The sequence below is a fragment of the Segatella copri genome (genome assembly GCF_026015295.1).
GTDB classification, from domain to species: domain Bacteria; phylum Bacteroidota; class Bacteroidia; order Bacteroidales; family Bacteroidaceae; genus Prevotella; species Prevotella copri_C.
The window spans coordinates 2,979,087-3,000,647 of record NZ_JAPDUW010000001.1 but is presented as its reverse complement, the minus strand read 5'-3'; the positions used below and the strand labels follow the sequence as shown (position 1 = coordinate 3,000,647).

The following is a 21,561-nucleotide window of genomic DNA, read 5'->3' as shown; positions in this document are numbered from 1 at the left end:
GATGCATCATGCACCGAGAGCTTTGTTTTATCTTATTTCACGATTGAAGAAACCGGATTTCTCACACCCTTCATTCCTACGAGGAATGCCTTGGCAGCACCAAATTTGAGGAACATATCCAGACGGATAGGAATATGATTCTCATCATCGGTTACATAGAAATCTACGATTCTCTTATACTTGCGATCCTCATACTCCATATAGGCAAGGCGCAGGCAACGGTACTTCACACCATTATCTGCCTTGATGGTAACCTTACCAGCAAACTTTATCTGAGCTGGAGTGCGGTTCTTTCCATCAGCAATAGGGAATTTTACGGTATAACCCTTCTTCCAGTTGGCAGGATTGAAACTGCGGGCACGCAGGAAGATGTTCATCATGTCAAAAACACAATCATCGTAGGTGGCATTCTTCCATACATGCTTACCATCATGCTGCTGACGGTGCTGTTTGAGATGACACCTACCGCCAGAATAGCTGTAGAATACCTCATCTACCGTATAGCGCTTGCCCTCGTGAGCTCCCTTACGGAAATACATAGGCGCCATATCGGTGCCGCTGTAGCAGAGCAGAGTGTCGCGAAGCACAAAGATATCATCTACACGCTTATTGCCTCTTGTAACAAGAGAACCGCGATAAGCAGGCTTACCATGACGGGTGGTTTGAACGATAGACATACTGGCATTACCAGCTTTTACCCAAACAAACTTCCAATTGTAATACAGATTGTAAGTAAGGAACTCACCCGACTTGAAGGCTGTATTACGGAAGGTACACTGGGCAGACACCGTAGTGCTGACCAGAAGTAGCAATAATGCAATCCCGAATGATTTGATCGTTTTCATAACTCTTTATAATTTAGGAATGTACTCGATGCCAAGTTTCTTGGCACGTTGCGCATTCTGGTTCTTAACTTTCTTTTCTTTATCAGGCTTCTGCTTGGTAATGGCACCAGGCTTCTGACGGGAAAGTTCACGGGCCGTAGGATCCCAACTCTCGGTTAAATCCCATTTAGCCTTGCATTCTATCACGTCTGGATAGTAATACACCTCTTCTGCCTGTTCATCCTTATCATAGCAGCCTGTATCCCACTTGCCGTTGCCGTTGCGGTCTACTATCAGACGCATGTAATACTTCTCCGGCTTGAGATAATAGAATTCGGCTACTCCGTTCACAGCCTTCACTTCTTTCACCACCTGATCCTGCGCATTGAGTAGCTGAACGAGGAGCGGATGATTTTCGAAATCGTGAGTTACATTAATGAGCAGCGTGCCGTAAGTATCCAGGGAATTGACCTTGAAACCCTGTTTCACAGGTTTAGATACAAGTCCGTAGATGTCTTGGAACGCGGCAGAATCAACCTCCAGACTATATTCTATGTCCGGACGCCACTCGCCTCTCAGAATATACTTGCGGTTGCCCAGCGGCTTAAACTCCATCGGCGCCCTATACCATAGCGTATCATGCTTGGCATAGAGATGAATGCCTGCTGTATCGGCCTTGGCAAGCGGCGTATTGAAGGTGAAGATAACATTCTTGTCAGGATCGAGCTGAGAAGAGACACTCATCTGAACATCAAGTGGTTTTACAGCCATCACGCTATCATAAGGTTCACCCTTCTTCTTCAGTTTTTCCTGCTTCTTGGTCCATTTCTCCAGTTCCTTAGCCTGCGCCTTCATACGCTTTTCGTAAGGTTCCTTCGAAAGAATTTCGAGCGTATCAGTCTGGTTGCGGAGCACGCCCGTACTGTCTGTCATACGGTAAGTAAGCTCTATATTCAGCGTATCCTGGTTGACCAGCGCCGTATCCTTGAGCCAATAGGTAAGCGTATCGTTCTTCTCCGATTTTTCCAGAATAAAGGCATCTTTCTCATTAAAATTCAAGCCCTTGATCTGTGGCAGGATAGAATCACCATAACTGTAATAGAGCGAGAAGCAGTTGGCCTTCTGACGCTCTGCCTTGAGGAAGAAGCGGTCGGAAACCAGTTCGGTAAAGGCACGGAGCACTACATTATCCGGTAGGAAATGAGTATAATTAACCTGATCTATCGACTTGATATGCAAGGAATCAATCCATGTAGTATCCTGTCGTACATCCGGCTTGCTTGACGGCACGATAATATCATGAGAAAAAGCGAGTTTTTCGCTTTTCTGGCTAAATATATAGTTGCCATCCATATCCTGCAGGGCATAGATGCGGTAAGAGCCCGGAGCCACACCTTTTATGACGAAGCGACCACGGCTGTCGGTACGGCTTACACGCAGCATAGGCTTGGTCTTGAAGGCTGAATCGGCATGATCAGCGTAAAGACCTACCAGAATACCCTTGATAGGCTCCAGATTCTCCGATTCGAGCACATATCCCGATACCTCCATCGTATCGATGACCTCGCCGGTAGAGAAACTGTAGGTATAGTTTCCCATCGGATTGCCCTCGTTATTATCGCTGATGGCATCGGAAAAGTCGATGGTATAAGTAGTATTCGGCTTGAGCGAATCTACCAGAGAAATCTGAATATGCTTGCCCGAAGCCTTGATTTCAGGCACTTCGAGCTGCGGAGGCGAAACAACCACTTTCTCGGTAGGATTATCTACCTTGATATATTCGTCGAAATAGATATTCACCTTCTTCTGCTTCACATTTACGCCCTTATCGGCTGGCGAAGCTCCAATCACCTTAGGAGGAGTTTCGTCGAACCAACCACCATCCGGCTGTCCCATCTTGGCACAGGATGCCAACATGAGGAAAGCTAAGACGTAGAAAGGCAGAAACAGTGAATTTGCCTTCAACTTGCTCTTTATGTCGTTCAATTGAATCATTCTTTATATCTTCTTAATATCGCAGCATCACTTCAACTTCAGGCGGAAGAAGCATGCTGCTTGTTTTATTTGTTCATCATGAGCATCTCATCAATGTTCTTGCGGCTGTTGCTCAAGCGTGGAATCTTATGCTGTCCACCTAACTTGCCCTTGCTCTTTAGCCATTCATTGAAGAGTCCCGGCTTAGCCTTCACTATCTCCAGATGCTGGAGGGTAACGTCGTGAAAGCGCTTGGCCTCGTAATCGCTGTTGATTTCCTGCAGCTTCTGGTCTAACAGACTGGCAAATTCATCGAGGTTGGCTGGCTCCTGAGAGAACTCTATGAGCCACTGGTGACGGCATTTGGCATTACTGTCCATATAAACCGGCGCAGCGGTATAATCAGAAACCTGAGCACCCGTCTTCTCGCAGGCATAAGCCAATCCCTTCTCGGCATTATCCATGATCAGTTCCTCGCCAAATGCATTAATAAAGTACTTGGTACGGCCGGTAATGACAAACTTATAAGGATTCTTGCTGGTAAACTGAACCGTATCGCCGATGAGATAGCGCCACAAACCACAGGAAGTGGTGATGACCATAGCGTAGTTCTTGCCTACCTCAACACCCCAGAGAGGCACAACGGTAGGATTCTCGCTGCCGAATTCGTCCATAGGGATAAACTCGTAGAATACATCATAATCTATCATAAGCGACATGGCTGGGTCTGCCGGATCATCCTGCAGTCCGAAGAATCCCTCGCTGGCATTATAAGTCTCCATATAATGCATGTTAGGCGAAGTGATGAGCTGTTCATACTGCTTGCGGTAAGGAGTAAAGGCAATACCGCCATGGAAGAATACCTCCAGATTAGGCCATACCTCTTCCAGATGCTTCTTGCCGGAAAGTTCCATGACACGCACCAGCACACTAAGCATCCAGCTAGGAACACCCGAGATATTGGTTACGTTCTTATTCATCGTTTCGCGGGCAATAAGGTCGCGTTTCACTTCGAAATCGCTCAGGAGAGCGGTTGACTTCTTAGGAACACGCACCAGATTGGCAAGCGGATTGATATTTTCGATGAGGATAGCGCTCAGGTCACCCACCAGACTATCCGACACATTATAGTTAGGCGAATGGCTTCCACCTAAGATAAGGCTCTTGCCATCAAAGAGTCTGCTCTTCGGATTATTGCGCAGATAATAGGCTACGGCATCAAAGCCTCCGGCATAATGAATGCCATGCAAGCCATCATGAGAAACCGGGATAAACTTACTCTTATCGTTGGTGGTGCCAGATGACTTGGCATACCATTTTACCAGTCCCGGCCATAGAATATCCTTTTCGCCATGACGCATACGGTCGATATCCCCCTTCAACTCCTCGTAGGTATTGACAGGAATATTCTGTGCAAATTTATCATAACTGTTGGTGGTATTTAATAAATGCTTGACACCATATTCAGTATTTTTTCCTTTATTTATAAGGTGCATAAGCACTTTATGCTGCAAATGTTCTGCATCATAGACATACTTCTCCAACTCCTTCTGCCGAGGTTTGAAGACGTTACTTACTATCGTTGTTAAACTCATATCTAGATATATATCATTTAAGTAGATGCAAAAGTAAATCAAACTTTTGATATAGAGAAAGTTTTTACTATTTTTTAATACAAAAGGGTAAGATAAAGTATACAAAAAGGAAATATACAACACAAAAGACTCCCATAAGTGGCGATATTAACCATCTTATGGGAGTCTTCTATTAAATCGTATTTCCTATCCGGAAAGAGATACAGTTTACTCATCGTTACCGAAAGCAGCCGCTTCGGCAGCGGCAATAATCTCTTCTCTTGATAATTCCTTAGGCTGAGCCGTGATGTCGCTCAAATCGAACTCATCACTCTCCTTCTTTTCATCCTTCACCTCGACCTGCACTTCAGTTTCCTGGGCAGTTTCGGCAGATTTCTCTGTGAAAACCTCCTCTTTGAAAACATTGATGTGCTTTTCCTCTACCGGTGCGTTTTGTGCATCAGCATCCTGCGAGATGATGAAATCGTCTTTCACTTCTGTGTTAGGCACGTTTTCAACAGGTTCCTCTTCCATCTTGGTGCGGTTAGCCTTAGCTGTGAACACAGCATCAATATACTGTGGTTCTTTGCGCAGTTTTTCCAAGCTAGTCTTAGAAGCCACCTGCTGGCTTTCCTTCTTGGAATAGCCCTTTCCTACTCCACCTTCAACACCTTCGAGTACAACCTGATAGGTGAAAATCGGGCTACCATTCTTGTCTTTTTGCTGGTCTAGCATAACGAAATCCAGCTTCACGCGGTTTTTCTGGCTCCATTCGATGAGTTTGCTCTTGAAGTTAACCTCCTTATAAGCCACCTTATCGATGTTTATCATTTGTGCCAGAATACGTTTCTGCATAAAATACATGCAGGCATCGTAACCACGGTCCAGATAAATGGCACCTACCAAAGCTTCGAACGCATTTCCTCCCATATAACTGTTATGAGAAGAACTGTGGCCATTAGAAAGAATCAGCTGGTTGATGCCCATTTCCTGTGCCAGTTTATTCAGCGTATCACGCTGCACTAGCTTGCTTCGGGTATTGGTAAGGAATCCCTCACGCTTGCCAGGGAAATGCTGGTACACGATATCTCCTACTACAGCATCCAAAACCGCATCACCCAAGAACTCCAACCGCTCGTTGTTCACTGGTTTTCCCTTAGAATTGCGGTGCATGATGCTCTTGTGCAACAGCGCCATCTTGTAGTAGCTGATGTCGTGAGGATAAAAACCGAGGATTTCATATAAAGACAAATAAAGCTCTTTATCCTTGCGGAAAGAGAGCTTTATCCTATCTATAAAATTATTCAGCATACTTCTTGAATACTACACAGCAGTTGTGACCGCCGAATCCGAAAGTATTACTCAATGCAGCACGAACCTCACGCTTCTGAGCTTTGTTGAAGGTAAAGTTCAAGTTGTAATCGAGCTCTGGATCATTATCACCCTCTTCGTGGTTGATAGTAGGAGGAACGATATCGTTCTTCACACTAAGAACACAAGCCATAGCCTCTACTGCACCAGCAGCACCAAGGAGGTGACCAGTCATTGACTTGGTAGAACTGATGTTGAGCTTGTAAGCTGCATCACCGAAGACAGCCTTGATAGCCTTAGCCTCTGAGATATCACCTACGTGGGTAGATGTACCGTGAACATTGATATAGTCAATGTCCTCTGGCTTCAGATTGGCATCAGCAAGTGCACGCTCCATAACGAGCTTAGCACCAAGACCCTCAGGATGAGATGCTGTGATGTGATAAGCATCGGCACTCTCGCCCTCACCTACCATCTCAGCATAAATCTTCGCACCACGAGCCTTAGCGTGCTCAAGTTCCTCGAGAATCAAGCAACCTGCACCCTCGCCCATGATAAATCCATCACGGCTTGCGCTGAACGGACGTGAAGCATGCTCTGGGTCATCATTACGTGTTGACAATGCATGCATAGCATTGAAACCACCTACGCCACAAGCGCAGATAGCAGCCTCTGCACCACCGCTAACGATGATGTTTGCCTTACCCAAACGAATCAGGTTGAAGGCATCAGCCAATGCATTGCTTGAAGAAGCACATGCAGATGTAGTAGTGTAGTTTGGTCCGTGGAATCCAAAGTGGATGGAAATCTGACCTGAAGCGATATCTGCAATCATCTTAGGGATGAAGAATGGGTTAAACTTTGGACCATTCTCCTCGTGAGTACCATAGTACTTCACCTCATCCTCGAAAGTCTTGATACCACCGATACCTACACCAAATACAACGCCAACGTTGTTCAAGTCTTCCTTCTCAAGATCGATATTAGCATCCTTTACACCCTGCATGGCAGCAATCATAGCCAACTGGGTATAACGGTCAAGCTTGCGAGCTTCCTTACGATCAATCCAATCATTGATGTTCAGGCCTTTAACCTCGCAAGCGAACTTGGTCTTGAAAAGGGTTGTATCGAAATGAGTAATAGGCGCAGCACCGCTCTTACCAGCAAGGAGGCTCTCCCAAGTTTCCTCAGGAGTATTACCAACTGGAGTCACAGCACCGAGACCTGTTACAACAACTCTCTTTAATTCCATTTAGTATAATTTAGCTGCTAAATTACTTAGCGTTCTCCTCAATGTAAGAGATAGCGTCACCTACAGTAGCAATCTTCTCAGCCTTATCGTCTGGGATAGAGATAGAGAACTCCTTCTCGAACTCCATGATCAACTCTACAGTATCCAAAGAATCTGCACCAAGATCATTTGTGAAGCTTGCCTCTGGCTTAACTTCAGCCTCATCAACACCGAGTTTATCAACGATAATTGCCTTTACTTTGCTTTCAATTTCTGACATAATTGTAACTTTTAAAATGTTTATAAATCAATTTCTAATTAAAAATCTGGGTGCAAAGGAACACTTTTTTTTTGAGATAAACAAATATTTTGGCGAAAAAAGTGCATTATAGTGCACAAACACCCCCTAATTGTGCATTTTTTTGGCATTTTTTTCCTTTTTTGTTGGTCGTTTCAGATTATTTTGTTACTTTTGTACGGTATTAATTAAACATTTAAATCCATTATGACATTTACAGAAAAAGCCAATAAGATATTTAATCAGGCGATAGCCGATTATCATATCAAAGACAACATTGATACACCAATCAATAATCCATATCAGGAAGGTAGCATCGAGAACTGCCTTTATCTGAAGTGCTGGATTGACACAGTACAGTGGCATTTCGAGGATATTATCCGTGATCCTCAGATAGACCCGGCTGAAGCACTCGTATTGAAGCGCAGAATCGACAAGAGCAACCAGGACAGAACAGACCTCGTTGAGCAAATCGATACTTACTTCCGCGAAACATACAAAGACGTGAAGGTTCAGGATGATGCACGCATCAACACTGAGAGTCCTGCATGGGCTGTTGACCGCTTGAGTATTCTTGCCCTCAAGATTTATCACATGAAGGAGCAGGTGGAACGCCCGGAAGCTTCGGCTGAGCACAAAGCGAAATGCCAAGCCAAACTGGATGTACTCCTGGAACAGCAGGTAGACCTTTCTACAGCTATCGACCAACTCTTGGAAGATATCGAGGCTGGACGCAAATACATGAAGGTTTACCGACAGATGAAGATGTACAACGATCCTTCAACCAATCCTGTACTCTACAAGAAATAAAAAAAACAGAATAGGAGAGCGCATACACCTTATTATATAATAAGAGGTATGGCTCTCTTTTTTCACCTTATATTATATATAGAAGAAAAAAACGATGAAAACTGAGCATATCCTGGTAATTAGATTTTCAGCCATGGGCGATGTAGCCATGACCGTACCTGTAATTAAATCTTTGGCCAAACAATACCCGAAAGTAAGAATTACTGTGCTCAGTCGTCCCTTTGCCCGTCCTTTCTTTGAAGACTTGGCTCCTAACGTTGGATTTATGGAAGCTGATATCAAGGAGGAATACAAAGGGGTGAAAGGACTCAACGCACTCTATCGCCGATTGATAGCCAAACAGTTTACAGCAATTGCCGATTTACATAGCGTGCTGCGTTCCGATTATCTGCGTATGCGCTTCAACCTGGATAACTTCAAGGTTGCACATATTGACAAACATCGCAAGGGAAAACGCAAGCTGGTAGCTTCTAATGGTAAAAAACTTGTGCAGCAACCTACATCGTTCCAAAACTATGCTGATGTTTTTGCACAACTTGGATATCCTATCCACATGGATTTCACATCTATCTATGGGGATGGAAAACAAGGAGATTTAAGTATCTTACCACAGGAGGTATTCGGAGTAGGAGAGAATGCTATCTCACTAGAAGACAAGCACATAACAGAGCCGTGGATTGGTATTGCTCCCTTCGCTGCACACGAGGGAAAAATATATCCGATACAACTGATGGAAAAAGTTATCCAGCGACTTATCCACAATCATCCACACGCTCATATCTTCCTTTTCGGTGGAGGCAAAGACGAAACACCAGTGATGAACGACTGGGCTGAGAAGTATCCACAGCTCATTAACGCTTCTTCTCATCTTAACGGATTGAAACAGGAACTCATCCTGATTAGTCATCTGCACGTTATGGTGAGCATGGATAGTGCCAATATGCACTTGGCATCGCTTGTAAACACTCCTGTAGTAAGCATCTGGGGAGCTACCCATCCATACGCAGGTTTCATGGGCTGGCATCAGGATCCTGCCAATGCCGTACAGCTTGACTTACCTTGCCGCCCTTGCAGTATCTATGGTAACAAGCCTTGCGCTAGGGGAGACTTCGCATGTATGAAAAATATCTCTCCTGAACTGGTAACAGAAAAAATTGATTCTGTTTTGAACAAAAGATAGAGAATCAGAACTTCTATATATAATAATATATCAGAAACCTATATATAAATAGGTATAGAATAGAAAGAAACAGATGGAAATCCTATAATCAAAAACTACCATATAAATAACTCAGACCAGAGAGCAGAATATCCTGATGGATTTCTGCTCTTTTTTGTTTTCCACAAAAGCGTGGATAAGTGTACGGAAAACCCCAATAATAACTTTTTAATAAGTTTGTAAATATCCACACATACCTATCTCAAACCAACGAAAAGAGGATATCCACATAGATATTATTAAGTTTTTAGAAACTTTTTCGCAGTTTTTGACCGAAAAAAGATATAAACTTATTAACTTTGCACCGAATTGGGGAAATGTTGATAAACCGGTTAATGCATTAAGAGACAAGAAAAAGATTTCAAAGGCCTCTGCGGATAAACTGAAATAAGACTTGGATAACGAAATACGCAAGTTTTTATGCAGAATGTTATCCACTTATCCACGGCATATCATCATCTCTATATTCTTTTTTAAAAAAAATAAAAAATAAGAAATATAATATGAATGTTATGGTGAAAAAAGAATGGATTGAGAAAGGATACGTTGACGAACCAGTTGACGAAGCCTTGGACTTGAAAGCTGAAATCAGAAAGCTTTGCAAGGAGAAAGATGCTATTATCCTCGCCCACTACTATACGGTAGGTGAGATTCAGGACATCGCCGACTTTGTTGGCGACTCTCTGGCTTTGGCTCGTAAAGCTGCAGAAACCGATGCCCAGGTAATGGTTATGTGTGGCGTGCACTTCATGGCTGAGACATGCAAACTCTTGAGTCCTGACAAAACCGTAATCTGTCCTGACTTGAATGCTGGTTGCTCGCTTGCTGACAGCTGTAAGGCTGAGGATTTGAAAAAGTACAAGGAAGAGCATCCAGGATATAAGGTTGTGAGTTATGTAAACACTACGGCTGCAGTAAAGGCGCTGACTGATTGTGTAGTGACAAGCGGTAATGCCAAGAAGGTGATTGACAGTTTTCCACAGAACGAAAAAATCATCTTTGGTCCAGACTATAATCTCGGTAACTATATAAACAGCGTTACAGGCCGCAATATGTTGCTTTGGAACGGTGGTTGCCATGTACATGAGAAATTCTCTGTAGAGGCTATAGTTAAACTGAAGCAGAAGCATCCTGAGGCTGTTGTGATGGCTCACCTGGAGTGCAAGGCACCAGTACTTGCTGTAGCCGATGTAAAGGGCTCTACAGCCACCATGTTGCATTATGCCCAAGAGCATCCTGAAATCAAGGAGTATATTATCGCTACAGAGGCTGGTATCCTGCATGAGCTGGAGCGTAATTGTCCTAACGTAATTTTCTATCCCGTACCTCCAGAGGTAAGCGAGGGTGGAGTAGGTTGCAGCTGCAACGAGTGTGAGTATATGAAGATGAATACGCTCAAGAAGATATACAATGCATTGAAATTTGGTTGGCCAACAGTTGAAGTGGCTCCTGAAATAGCGAAAAAAGCGGTCAAACCAATAGAAAAGATGTTGTCACTATCGTAGAATAATGTGGTGAAAATTATAAGATTGGTGGTAAAAATTGTTTTTTATGGGTGAAAAAATCATATTTCGCTACCATAAAATGTATAATTTACGACTTTATAGACAAAAATCGTCGTATCTTTGCATCAGTTAAAACAAACGGACGTTGTGAAACGTCATTTCATCATCTTTTACTTATACAAATAATATTAGAAAATTTAATCTAATTATAAAGATAGAGCGTTCAAGTGATTTGAATGCTCTATTTTTGTTTATCAACATTTTTCTTTGATGATATTCTTATTTTCCCTTATTGGATAAGCAGTTTTTGATAGAATGCTTCATATCTTTCAGCAACCTTGATGTAGTCGTGATGCTTGTTGATGTATTCGATGCTTTGCTGCTTGAGTAAAGGAATAAGTTCTGGATGCAATACAAGGTGCTCCAGTTCTTGGTAAACGCTTTCGTAGTTAGGAAGTACATTGATGATAGGGCGTAGTTTATCCTCGTGTATAATCTCATAATTTTCAGGTTCTCCGCCACCTATGCAGATGATTCCTCTTGCCATTGCCTCCAGTGGATTCATGGATGGTGTGTAGCTGTAGAGTTGGTCGAGTATAGCATCGCTTCCATTCATTATTTTTACATATTCTACAAAAGGGATGTTTTCGGCTATCTGGAGTTCCGTTTTGTCTGGATATTTCTTTGCAATGGCTTGTGCAGCCTTCAGCATGATATCGGTGCCCTTATATTCGCTTCTGCTTTTGTTGATACCGATGAAGAGTTTTACCTTCTTGGGAGTATCCAATGGTAAGACCTGATGATTTTCCACATGAATATACGAGTTGCTGTTTTCTGAAGTTATAAATTGCGGTTTGATAGGAAATGGGATAAACGTAGTTTTCTGTGGAAAACTAGGTTGATAACATACCCAGTATTCATACAGTCCTGTCACGATTCCGTCGCAGTCTTCAGCTATCATGCGGTTTAGACGTTCCTTGGCAGTACCCAGCCAGTCTTTCTTTTCTTTTTCAGCATCAGCAGTGATGCGCAATTTCTCTCCCATGTTAAAATCGCTGTATCTCAATGGCTTATCATTGCAACATACTTTTACCCAATAGTAATCCATGCCATATCCCCCCAATATCACTTTCTTGTTATGACGGCGCAGATAGCGATAAATAGGGAAGATACGCTCGGCCTTCAACTCCAAGAACATAGGGTTGATAAGTTGCACGATGTCATATCCACGCAGTTTATGCACAATTGTGTATAACTTCAGTAAAAGTAAGATTCCGCCCAGCTTTCCTGGACGTCGAGCCATGTTGAAATCTCGTGGATAATTCTTCCAAAAGTCACCATTGGATACTACAGTAACTTGATGCCCCAGCTTCCGGAGTCCATCGGCCAGAGTAGCATGTACATTACTGTATTCTCCCATTAATAGTATTTTCATATCAGCGAAGTCTTATTTCTTAATGAAAAACAAGAGGGTTATTCTTCCAACATAAGTACCTATCATCTTTCTGAACATAGTATATTTCTTGGTATAATCCTTGTCGGGAAGTGGATAAAGTCCATGTTGTCTTAGTTCAGCTATGGTTCTATTGAGGGCTATCAAACTATGTTTCATCCTGATGTTGTTGTAGAGATAGTCCATAGTGAGTTGAGCTATTCTGCGATTGAGAGCTTGGCGCTCACCAACAGGGATGGCATCTAGCTTGCTTTGCAGTTTGAGGATAACCTGCAGGTTATTGTTCATGCGCAGATTTACCATTTCCTTATCTATCTGATGGCTCACAGAGTCTGGGTTTTCCCTGTAGAAATAAGCAGCAGTATCCATCTTGAAGATTCTTTCGGCACGCAGGAACAGCTGAGGGGTAAATTCCTCATCTTCTCCATATACGATGCCTGGAGTAAACTGGAGGCTACCGATGATGTTGTGTCTAAATATATAGGAACAAGCAGATCCGTGCAGATTGTGCTTATTTAAATATTCCGTTCCTGAGATAGGAGTAGGGAGTTCGTAGGGAACTTCCTCTTTAGCCTTGCTATTGGCAAAATTGAAGGTAACTATATCTGGTTGGTGGTATCTAACGATATCCAGACAATGTTCATAAGCAGTTTGAATCAGATAGTCATCACCATCCACAAACTGTATAAAGTTACCTTTGGCTATTTGAATACCATAGTTTCGAGCCACGCTAACTCCCTGATTAGGTTGGCGCAGATAGATGATATGCTGCAAGTACTCTGCCATTTCGTCGAGCGGACAGATGTCGCTGCCATCATCTACCAAGATGATTTCTCTCTCCTTGGCATTGAGTGAGAGCTGGAGAATGCTGTCAATGCATTCTTTGAGATATTGGATAGGCAGGTTGTAAGTGGTGATGATAAAACTTACTAGTGGTGCCTGTATATCTTGTGTATAAGTCTGTTGAGTTTGCATAATCTTTTATATCCTATAATTAATAATAACTTGAGTTTTAGAGAATTGATTAGTCCTTTGTTATTTATCAACTTGGTATATTTGATAAGTGGAGCACAATTCTCATATTTTCCCGATACTTCGAAGAGATCCATCAAAACATTTAATATCTGCGTCAGATAAATGTTGATAGAAAGTTGATATTTCTGCATAATATCATCTCGATTACCTATTGTCTTGAATGTGTGGATAAGTGCCATGCTCTGTCCTATGTATAGACTTAGCAAATCTTCGTATTTGGCGCTAGCTGTTATTCCCTTATTGTTCCAGTAATATAGATAGCAGCCTTTGTTGGTAACTCTTATCTTTACTTTCTGTTGGAAAGTTCCTTCCGTAGGGATTAGACCTATTAGAAAGGGGATGGTTTGTACATCCTCAAAGGTTTTGCCTTTTGGAAAGTAGACGTTCTTGAATAAGCATCTTCTGAATATTTTGTTGCAAGCATAGGTATGAAGGTATCCTTGTTCATTGAGCCAATATTCCCAGCAGTTGTTGTAATTGCGAGGAGTGAATGCCAGCAGTTGTTCTTTGTATGGATGCCCTATTCTTTCCATAATGGGATATTCCAAAACATCTGTTTCTGGATATTTGTTGATTTCGTCCATCAATGCTTGCAATGTGTAGTTTTGGATAGCATCATCGCTGTCGATAAAGGTGATATACTTTCCTTTGGAATGCTTGATTCCTGTATTTCTAGCATCGCTTAATCCGCCATTTTTCTTATGGATAGTAGTTATTCTCCTATCTTTTTGCGAATATTTGTCGCAAAGCAGAGAGCATTCGTCATCTGATCCATCGTCTACGAGGATTATCTCATAGTCGGTGAATGATTGTTGCAAGATACTCTCTATACATCTATCAATAGTGTCTTGCGTTTGATATACTGGTATGATGATGCTCAATTTCATAGATGCAAAGATAGTTATAATTCTTTGAAAAAGATACTATTTTCTATAGTTTTTTCTTATAATTGTTGAGTTTGCTATTTATCCACATAATACAGTATGCTGAGAGCATCATGACAAATGGCATATAGGGAGCCTTAAATCTTGTTTCGCCCTGTACTAGCAAAACTAGGCTGAGCGTACCAAATATGGGTATAAATAAAGGCAGGAATCCCTGTTGCCATAACTTTTTATAGATGACGTAAATTCCGCCAAGCAAAGCTGTCAGTAAGATAAGATAATAATAAACAGTACATAATAATGCCAGGTATTGAGCATTGCTCAGATTGCCTATTTCTTGTATGATATTTCTGTAGGGTAATACTATATAGTTATCTTCAGCTTTTTGCTTATTGGGTAAGAATGCTGCCATATTATCTATGTCGTTCTGATACATATAATATAGTCTATATGGAATCTTTGAAAGATATTCCATTTTATGGTTCAATAGCCATGGTATGCATCTTTGCTTCCAAATCTCACGACATTCAAAACAAGTTTTGTCTTGCATATTTTCTATATATCTAGGTGTGCCTTTTTTGAAGAGAGGTTCACCAAAATGTGGATCAGGAGTGGCGCCACTATAGGCATCATCTGCCATATTATACCAGAATGAGTCACATTGATATACAAAGTAGCCTGTTCGGTGATAGCATTCTGTGCCAAACAATATTAGCATACTTCCACATCCTATTAAGAAAGGAATGTTTTTCTTCCATATCTCTTTTCTTTGAAATAGGAGGATATAGATGAATAGGGAAATGATGAAGAGTACTGCTATAGGGCGAAACCAGTTGGCCCAAGCCATGATAACGCCCGAAAGGATGAGTGTGTATACTTTGTTTTTGCTCAATAGAATATATAGTGAAAGCAAAGCCAAGAATATCATGGGTATTTCACTAAGCAATGTGGTGGATTGCCCCCAGTTGTTGGGATATAGAATATATATAAAGAGTGTAGCAATGGCTATCTTGTCATTGCTTATATATTGGGCAATTTTGGCTATCAGCCATGCTGTCAGAGCTTTACATATACACATCAAAACAAGTATCGGATAGAAACTACCAAACAACCAAAGTGAAAATACTATTAAGTTGATGGAGCCAATGTTCCATATAAAAGGAGTGCCCTTAATAAGAGTACTACATGGATATGCTTCTCCTTGATGCAGGCATACTTGGGCATATTCCAAATATCCATCTGTATCATTCGTTGGAGTATAGCCAAATATGGCTAGAATGATAAGCAGAAAAGCCAAGTATGCTATGGTTGCGATATTGATGATTCTATTATTGCTCATTTGATATACTTTTTACCATTTATAATGTAAACTCCTTGTGATGGAATTTTGTCTAGTCTTTGTCCTTGTATATTGTATATGTATTGTTTTGCTTGATAGTCTAAAATTGTATTATTGATACCTGTAGATGCAGGAAGTAAAGATTGGTCTAGATAGGCTAATCTAGCTTCTATCCATAGATTGATATATGATATTTCCTGCTCAAAGTTTAGTTCATTACCATTCAGGTCGGTATCTTTGCTCCATCTATTTTCTTCTCTTTTGGCTGCGCCACTTTGAGCTAACTTCCGATAGTAGCTATTATATCTATCTAGTAAAGCGCTCAAACTCAATTTGTCTTGTCTCAACTCTTTATATCTGAGAGCTACTTTTTCCTTAAATCCATCAACATTAAGTGATAAGAGTCTGTTATAGATATAAAAGTTCATGATGGCTAAGTTATTATCTGGCTTAACATAATCTGGATGAAGTGGATTGGTAGACCAATTACTGCCTACTGTTGCGTCCAAATCCCATACAGCCAGTGTCATTTTCTTGTCTTGAGCTTGGTCATAGATAGCCCAGTACATATTCTTGCCAGTATTATCTACAGCATTGGTAAATTGCAGGAAGATGTAATAGTCTATAAGAACAGGAATGTCGAAGTATTGGGCAACTTGTGATTTGAAAGTATCGTCATTACTAGTTGCCACAAAATCTATAGCCTGATATAGTAGGCTGTAGTCGGTAGGACATACATCTTCTATATCTGGATATTTTACCTCGAAGGCATTCCATGTTTCTGAGTTGTTGTCATATTCACCTTCTGTTCCCCAGAACAAAGCATTTCCCCATTCGCTGGCTTTCCAAAGCATACCATGAAACTCTTGATTTTTGCTATCATATTTTTTTAGTTTCATTTGCTTTCTGTCCATAGCTTCTGTCAGCGAATAGATTCCTGCATATTGATGGTTGAGAATCACCTCTATTACTTTTCCATTAACCGCACTTTGTGCCTTTGGTTCCTTGTCTGCATAATAAGGCTTGGTGCTCATATCTTGCCATATCTCGGTAGCTATTCTGTTTCTCAGCCTGAACAAGTCTATTTGTCCTGCATCTAAAATCCAGTTGTTGTCTTCTCTTAGTCCAAGGAATGATATATCCTTGCTTTTTCCTTTTTCGTTTAGTGTCTTAATTTTATAGTTTCTTTTATGTCTGTCATAATAGTTTGTGGATTCTCCTCTCCATTTTGCTTTGATGAGAGAATGTTCACTATTTGCTGATGTGGGCAGCATGATTTCTATGCTACCATTGGCATAATCATATCCAAAATCTCCCGCTAAGTTGATGATAGGGAGAGATGTAAAGGTAATATATGAACTAAAGGTAACTTCATTTCTTTTACCATTCAGTGAATATTTCTTGCCACCTTCTATATTCTTAAAGGTGTAACTGTCATTCACAGGAATATTATCTATAGATATTTCTGTCCAGAGAGAATCTTTTTCTAGAGTAATATCTGATTGAAAGTCAGTTTGAAAACTTTCTTCCCCAATACTGATGAGATAAGTATTGGTTGATGCGTCATATACTGCTTGGTGTCCATTCACCATAAATTGGGCATGCATTGTTATAGTCAGCATGCAGAATGTATAGAGACTAATTATTCTTTTCATAATGATGTTTTTAATTTATGATTATTTAATGACTGTTACTTCTTCTTTGTTTACTATCCAAACAGCTTTATAGCCATGTTTTATTTTATGGTTGGCTATGCTATAAGCTATTTCTTTAGCCTTATGAGTTCTGTCGATGGTAGTATCGTTTACGTCTTGGGGCCATTTGTATCCTGTGGCATGCCAAATAGACCTTCCCCAACCAATAGTTTCATCTTTGGGTACGCAGAAGGATGAGTACTTGGGATAATCATCTTTTATCAATATGCAGTATGCTTTATCCACAGGTTTTCCTGTCTTTTGAACGATGGCTTGTGATATGCTCTTTTCAGGAAGAGAAGTTTGCCATGCGTTATACCAATGGTGAATATCTACAATGGCTGCAGATAAAATATATAAATATAATAAGGTAGATATCTTTTTCTTTGATAACTGACTTTTCTCTATTAAGTAGGCCATAATAATAGCAGCTATGCCCAGTGAGCCATAAGCGTTCATGATGGTCATGCTGATGAGTAGATTAGGAGATACTACTAGAGTGAAAGCTGCCAATAAGCAAAAGATGGTCTTACCTTGCCATATATTTTTGTTTTTCCACAATATTATCATAAGTGGAAGAGACATGAATAGAGTTAATGTTGCCACAAGAAGATTTCTGCTAGGCTGATGTACAATGCATATATAATCAGCAGAAAACCATGTATATCCTATCCAAGTAACAAATCCTTTAATACGGCTGTGTAGGCTGACTATATCATCAGCATAGCTGGCATTGATAAATAGGTTATGGGGAATGGTGAGTCTTATCACGCCATATATGATGGCAATGGCTAAGCCTATCATCAAGTCTTCCCTTAATGTTTCTTTCTCTATTTTTAGGAAGGCAAAGCTTACGATAGGGGGAATAATGGCCCAGGCTATGCCATTGTCCTTGAAGGCTGCTGATAGATAGACGCAAATGGTCCATGCTATATATTTATATTTGTTGTTGATACTTAAATATAGATATACAGATAGGATTCCAAAGAAATGTGCAAAACTTTGGTTGGTAGCATCGCAACTAAGGATATTTCCTAGTACACAGGGGGATATATAGAAAAATATGGTGGCGATATTTCTGGATATTGGCTTAAATCCTAGCTTTTGTATGATAAGATATACCATAATCATACTTCCTATATGTGAGGTGAATACAAGGATATGATTCAAGGTAGGAAAAAACTTAGGGCTTAATCCATTGACATAGCCAATGAGGGCATCTCCTGGTCGCCAAGTCATTCCATAAGGAAGAAAATATTGTAGGAAATTTGGATCTCTGTTGGGAGCCGACAAAGTTGTCCAATCATCAAATGTTGGTAATATCTGCAAAATTCCCAATAAGATGATTGGTGCGCTTATGATGATAAATGTTATGAATCTTTTGTTATTATACATTGTTATGTGAATTATTAAGAGCCGATTATAATATTTCCAAGTTTTGACTTTTGCAAGATGTATGTGATGAGCCAAGATATGCCAAGGCTCATAATGAATAGCACGATGGGATAAAGGATGTAATGCTCCATAGATTGCTGTCCTAGGGTGGAACTATTGGTCTCCAGTATGATGATATGGTGTATGATATATATACCCATCGCATATTTATCCAGTTTTAATATTCTTTTTCTGCCTACCAGCTGTGTTTCATTTTGTTTGCTTAGGATGGTGATGCAGATAATGAGGAGGAGGCTCAATCCTGCGAGTATGAATTTGTTGTTGTCTAATACATACTCTAGTGCAAATAGAAGTGAGCATGCGATTGCTGTATAAGAAGCAACCTTTTTCTTTATGATGTCTCTTTCTAAGATGAAGTATATATAATAGCCTATGATGAAATAGGGCATATATCTAACAAAATAACCTATTCCCATAAAGGGAGTCGGATTATAATAGTTGATAATACAACACGCTGAATATAAGGATATAAGTAAAATGTATTTGCTCCAATGAGGAATTTTATTGATGAAATGGAATATGATAAAGGCTTCAAATAAAAAGAATAAGTACCATAGATGTGATATTCCACATAGTAAATATGTCAAGTCCCATTTTTGAATGATACAGATGAGTAAGCCCCACACGATATATGGTATAAGGAGGCGTTTTGTCTTTTTACAGATAAAGGAACACGAACTTTGGTATCTGCCTGAGCAACTTAAATGTCCGTATAAATATGCACTCATTAGGGTAAAAATGGGTATGTGGAAATATACCAATATATGGGATAGATGATACCATGTGGGTACTGTTTGCCAAGAATATTCTTCACCCCATATATTGCTATAGCCGCAAAGGCAATGATAAAATACCACGATTATCATTGCCCATATTTTTATATAACTTACATACGTCAGTTGTCTCATTATTACTTTATAATAGCTATTTTGCAGACAGTGCCTTTTTCCACATCATTAGTGGCAGTAGCAACCATATATATGCCACTGGCTACTTTTTTCCCATTAGCATCACAACCATTCCAGGTGTATGTACCGCCATTACTCTTGCCTTCATTTACTATCCTACCATTCGAAGTAAGTATCTTGACATCGGCGTTTTGGCTCAGTCCTACTATGGTTATAAGTCCTGTGTAGTCAGGTTTTACAGGATTAGGATAAGCCCACACATTATCAGAAGTCATGCTTTCGTTTGGAGTACTGGAGTCAGACATATATGAGCATAGACCTTTGTCTGTTCCAATAAATACTTCGCCCGTTTTTTCATTGATGGCGATAGATTCTATTCCGTTGGAAAGCAGAGGACTATTAAGTGTGGTGAAATGATGTATTTCTGATAGATTATCCTCACTGATAAGATATATGCCATTTTTTTTGGTACCAAACCATTTGCGGTTGGCTCCATCTACAGCTATACAAGAAACGTCTATTCCACTCAGCAGATAGTCTGCATAGTTAGTGCCATCATTTCTAGGTACTTTCACTTGGGTAAATGTTGGTGCAGATGCTGTTATCTGGTTAGGATCTAATAATAAAGGACCAGCACTGGTGCCTATCCAGATATTGCCATCCTTGTCTTCTGCTGCGCATCTCACAGCACCTACTGATACTTCTGTTCCATCTTCATTTACAAAACTAGTGAAAGCGTTAAGTCTTTCTTCCGAATTGTCTTCAGAAAACTGATAACAATAGAGAGAAGGTACAATCCAGTGGTTATTGACAAACCATAAGAGGCCTCTGCTATCAATCAGCATATTTCCCAATAAGCCAAGACTCTTATTGGTAAAACCTGCATCGTCAAGTTTCATCAAGTCAGGTAGCTGATGGCTTATCCATTGCTTATCTTTAGTAAATTCTATAAGCGATTGAGTCGGAGCTTGACTATTCAGCATCCAAAGATTGCCCTCTTTGTCAAATTTCACTCCCGTTATGAGCTCGTATTCTTTGCTTCTGTTATTATATCTTTCTATTGGAGAGTTCTCGTAGTTATAATATTTTTCGAAGTTTCCATTTTTGTATTCGTAGAGACCATTTCTGCCTCCTACAAAGATATGACTTGTATCAGTAGGGTCATAGTCCAGACATTCCAAATTTTCATAAGTTACATTTGTCTTAGAGCTTATGTTGTCGTCTGGATAGATGTTCCATTCTTCATTCTTTAGCATCTGGATACAGCCTTTTCTAGAGATGCCTACTGCAAATCCACCATCACAAGTATACAGTTGATTGTTGGCAAACTTCATGAAGCCAAAATAGTTATACTTTGGTCCTCCAGGATTCAGCGTGCTTACCATCTGCTTGAGTTCGCTCTTGTCTGCTTGCTGTTTTGCAGCATAGCCTCCCACCTTGCTCCAGTTGTTCTTATCGAGCAAGTTAACTGAGAGGGGAGCGCGATATTGACCATCTGTTTGGCTATAGGCATAGATGCAATTATCCTTGATTTCGCACCAGTTTACCTTGAAGCCTAAGTTGTATGTATCGCTGATTTCTCCATCTGCCACGTTTACTTTTACGATGCCGAAACCATTGCTCATGTAGGCATATTTGTCGTTTACATAGATATCATAGATGGTCTTGTCGCCTGTGGTAGAGGCATTATAGTAATCTGCCAGATTGGTAACCTCATAATTACTCGTGTTCATGAGGTCGATGTTGGAGTTGCTATAGAGGATGAGCAGGCGATGGGCAGCTTGGCAGTAGGCGATGTGCTCGATGTCGCAAGCGCTCAGATAGTCTATCTTGCTGAATGTCTGGATGCTCTGGTCGTTCTGATTGTAGACATATAGGTTGTTGGAAGCCTGGACAAATACCAGGTTTCCGGCTTGTTCTATCTCCTGTACGTTGTGGTACGCCATGTAGGCTTTCCAGTCGCCTATGGCTGCTTGCAGTTGTACTACCTGAAGCAGCAGCGCTATGATGATGACTGATATCTTCTTGTTCATATTGGGTTATGCTA

Annotated in this window: 17 protein-coding genes; 3 read left to right on the top strand and 14 right to left on the bottom strand. The window is 40.7% G+C overall.

What is annotated here, in order from left to right; genetic code table 11:
* Positions 1-32: 32 nt before the first annotated feature.
* The 6 genes from ONT18_RS12620 to ONT18_RS12595 form a co-directional block, all read right to left on the bottom strand.
* Positions 33-845: a DUF3108 domain-containing protein gene (locus ONT18_RS12620; RefSeq protein WP_234564708.1), complete on the bottom strand. Its 813-nt coding sequence runs from the start codon at positions 843-845 to the stop codon at positions 33-35.
* 6 nt (positions 846-851) lie between these two features.
* On the bottom strand, positions 852-2,819 hold the full coding sequence (locus ONT18_RS12615; RefSeq protein WP_264905863.1) for an Ig-like domain-containing domain: 1,968 nt from the start codon (positions 2,817-2,819) through the stop codon (positions 852-854).
* A gap of 65 nt (positions 2,820-2,884) precedes the next feature.
* Entirely contained in the window at positions 2,885-4,393 is a 1,509-nt protein-coding gene (locus tag ONT18_RS12610) for a GH3 auxin-responsive promoter family protein (RefSeq protein ID WP_264905862.1), read from the bottom strand.
* Positions 4,394-4,600: 207 nt separating this feature from the next.
* Positions 4,601-5,683: a ribonuclease III gene (rnc, locus tag ONT18_RS12605; protein ID WP_022120507.1), complete on the bottom strand. Its 1,083-nt coding sequence runs from the start codon at positions 5,681-5,683 to the stop codon at positions 4,601-4,603.
* A complete protein-coding gene (fabF, locus tag ONT18_RS12600; protein WP_118080646.1) occupies positions 5,673-6,935 on the bottom strand; it encodes a beta-ketoacyl-ACP synthase II in 1,263 nt (420 codons plus the stop codon). Before fabF ends, rnc begins: the two co-directional genes overlap by 11 nt.
* 22 nt (positions 6,936-6,957) lie before the next feature.
* Complete coding sequence (locus tag ONT18_RS12595) at positions 6,958-7,194, bottom strand: acyl carrier protein (RefSeq protein ID WP_006848240.1); 237 nt, start codon at positions 7,192-7,194, stop codon at positions 6,958-6,960.
* A gap of 225 nt (positions 7,195-7,419) precedes the next feature.
* On the opposite strand from ONT18_RS12595, the gene ONT18_RS12590 reads away from it, so the two are divergent.
* From ONT18_RS12590 to nadA, 3 genes are all read left to right on the top strand, one after another.
* Positions 7,420-8,022, top strand: a complete 603-nt coding sequence (locus ONT18_RS12590; RefSeq protein WP_006848239.1) for a DUF4254 domain-containing protein — start codon at positions 7,420-7,422, stop codon at positions 8,020-8,022.
* A gap of 94 nt (positions 8,023-8,116) precedes the next feature.
* Positions 8,117-9,202 (top strand): glycosyltransferase family 9 protein, encoded by a 1,086-nt coding sequence (locus ONT18_RS12585; RefSeq protein WP_264905860.1) that lies wholly within the window; start codon positions 8,117-8,119, stop codon positions 9,200-9,202.
* A 551-nt stretch (positions 9,203-9,753) separates the two neighbouring features.
* Positions 9,754-10,746, top strand: coding sequence for a quinolinate synthase NadA (gene nadA, locus ONT18_RS12580; protein WP_117695487.1), 993 nt, complete (start codon positions 9,754-9,756; stop codon positions 10,744-10,746).
* 289 nt (positions 10,747-11,035) lie between these two features.
* On the opposite strand, the gene ONT18_RS12575 is transcribed toward nadA, so the two are convergent.
* From ONT18_RS12575 to ONT18_RS12545, 8 genes are read right to left on the bottom strand one after another with little or no spacing between them, the layout of a single operon-like run.
* Complete coding sequence (locus ONT18_RS12575; RefSeq protein ID WP_117728228.1) at positions 11,036-12,181, bottom strand: glycosyltransferase family 4 protein; 1,146 nt, start codon at positions 12,179-12,181, stop codon at positions 11,036-11,038.
* Between the two features lie 12 nt (positions 12,182-12,193).
* Positions 12,194-13,174, bottom strand: a complete 981-nt coding sequence (locus tag ONT18_RS12570) for a glycosyltransferase (protein ID WP_117728230.1) — start codon at positions 13,172-13,174, stop codon at positions 12,194-12,196.
* Positions 13,129-14,121 (bottom strand): glycosyltransferase family 2 protein, encoded by a 993-nt coding sequence (locus tag ONT18_RS12565; protein WP_006848233.1) that lies wholly within the window; start codon positions 14,119-14,121, stop codon positions 13,129-13,131. Before ONT18_RS12565 ends, ONT18_RS12570 begins: the two co-directional genes overlap by 46 nt.
* Before the next feature lie 43 nt (positions 14,122-14,164).
* Positions 14,165-15,457, bottom strand: a complete 1,293-nt coding sequence (locus ONT18_RS12560; RefSeq protein WP_264905859.1) for a glycosyltransferase family 39 protein — start codon at positions 15,455-15,457, stop codon at positions 14,165-14,167.
* On the bottom strand, positions 15,454-17,112 hold the full coding sequence (locus tag ONT18_RS12555; protein ID WP_264905858.1) for a CotH kinase family protein: 1,659 nt from the start codon (positions 17,110-17,112) through the stop codon (positions 15,454-15,456). The genes ONT18_RS12560 and ONT18_RS12555 overlap by 4 nt, the downstream gene beginning before the upstream one ends.
* 21 nt (positions 17,113-17,133) lie before the next feature.
* Positions 17,134-18,546 (bottom strand): hypothetical protein, encoded by a 1,413-nt coding sequence (locus tag ONT18_RS12550; protein WP_264905857.1) that lies wholly within the window; start codon positions 18,544-18,546, stop codon positions 17,134-17,136.
* 14 nt (positions 18,547-18,560) lie between these two features.
* Positions 18,561-19,514, bottom strand: a complete 954-nt coding sequence (locus tag ONT18_RS17350; RefSeq protein WP_367398933.1) for an acyltransferase family protein — start codon at positions 19,512-19,514, stop codon at positions 18,561-18,563.
* 2 nt (positions 19,515-19,516) lie between these two features.
* Complete coding sequence (locus ONT18_RS12545; protein ID WP_264905856.1) at positions 19,517-21,547, bottom strand: two-component regulator propeller domain-containing protein; 2,031 nt, start codon at positions 21,545-21,547, stop codon at positions 19,517-19,519.
* Positions 21,548-21,561 lie beyond the last annotated feature (14 nt).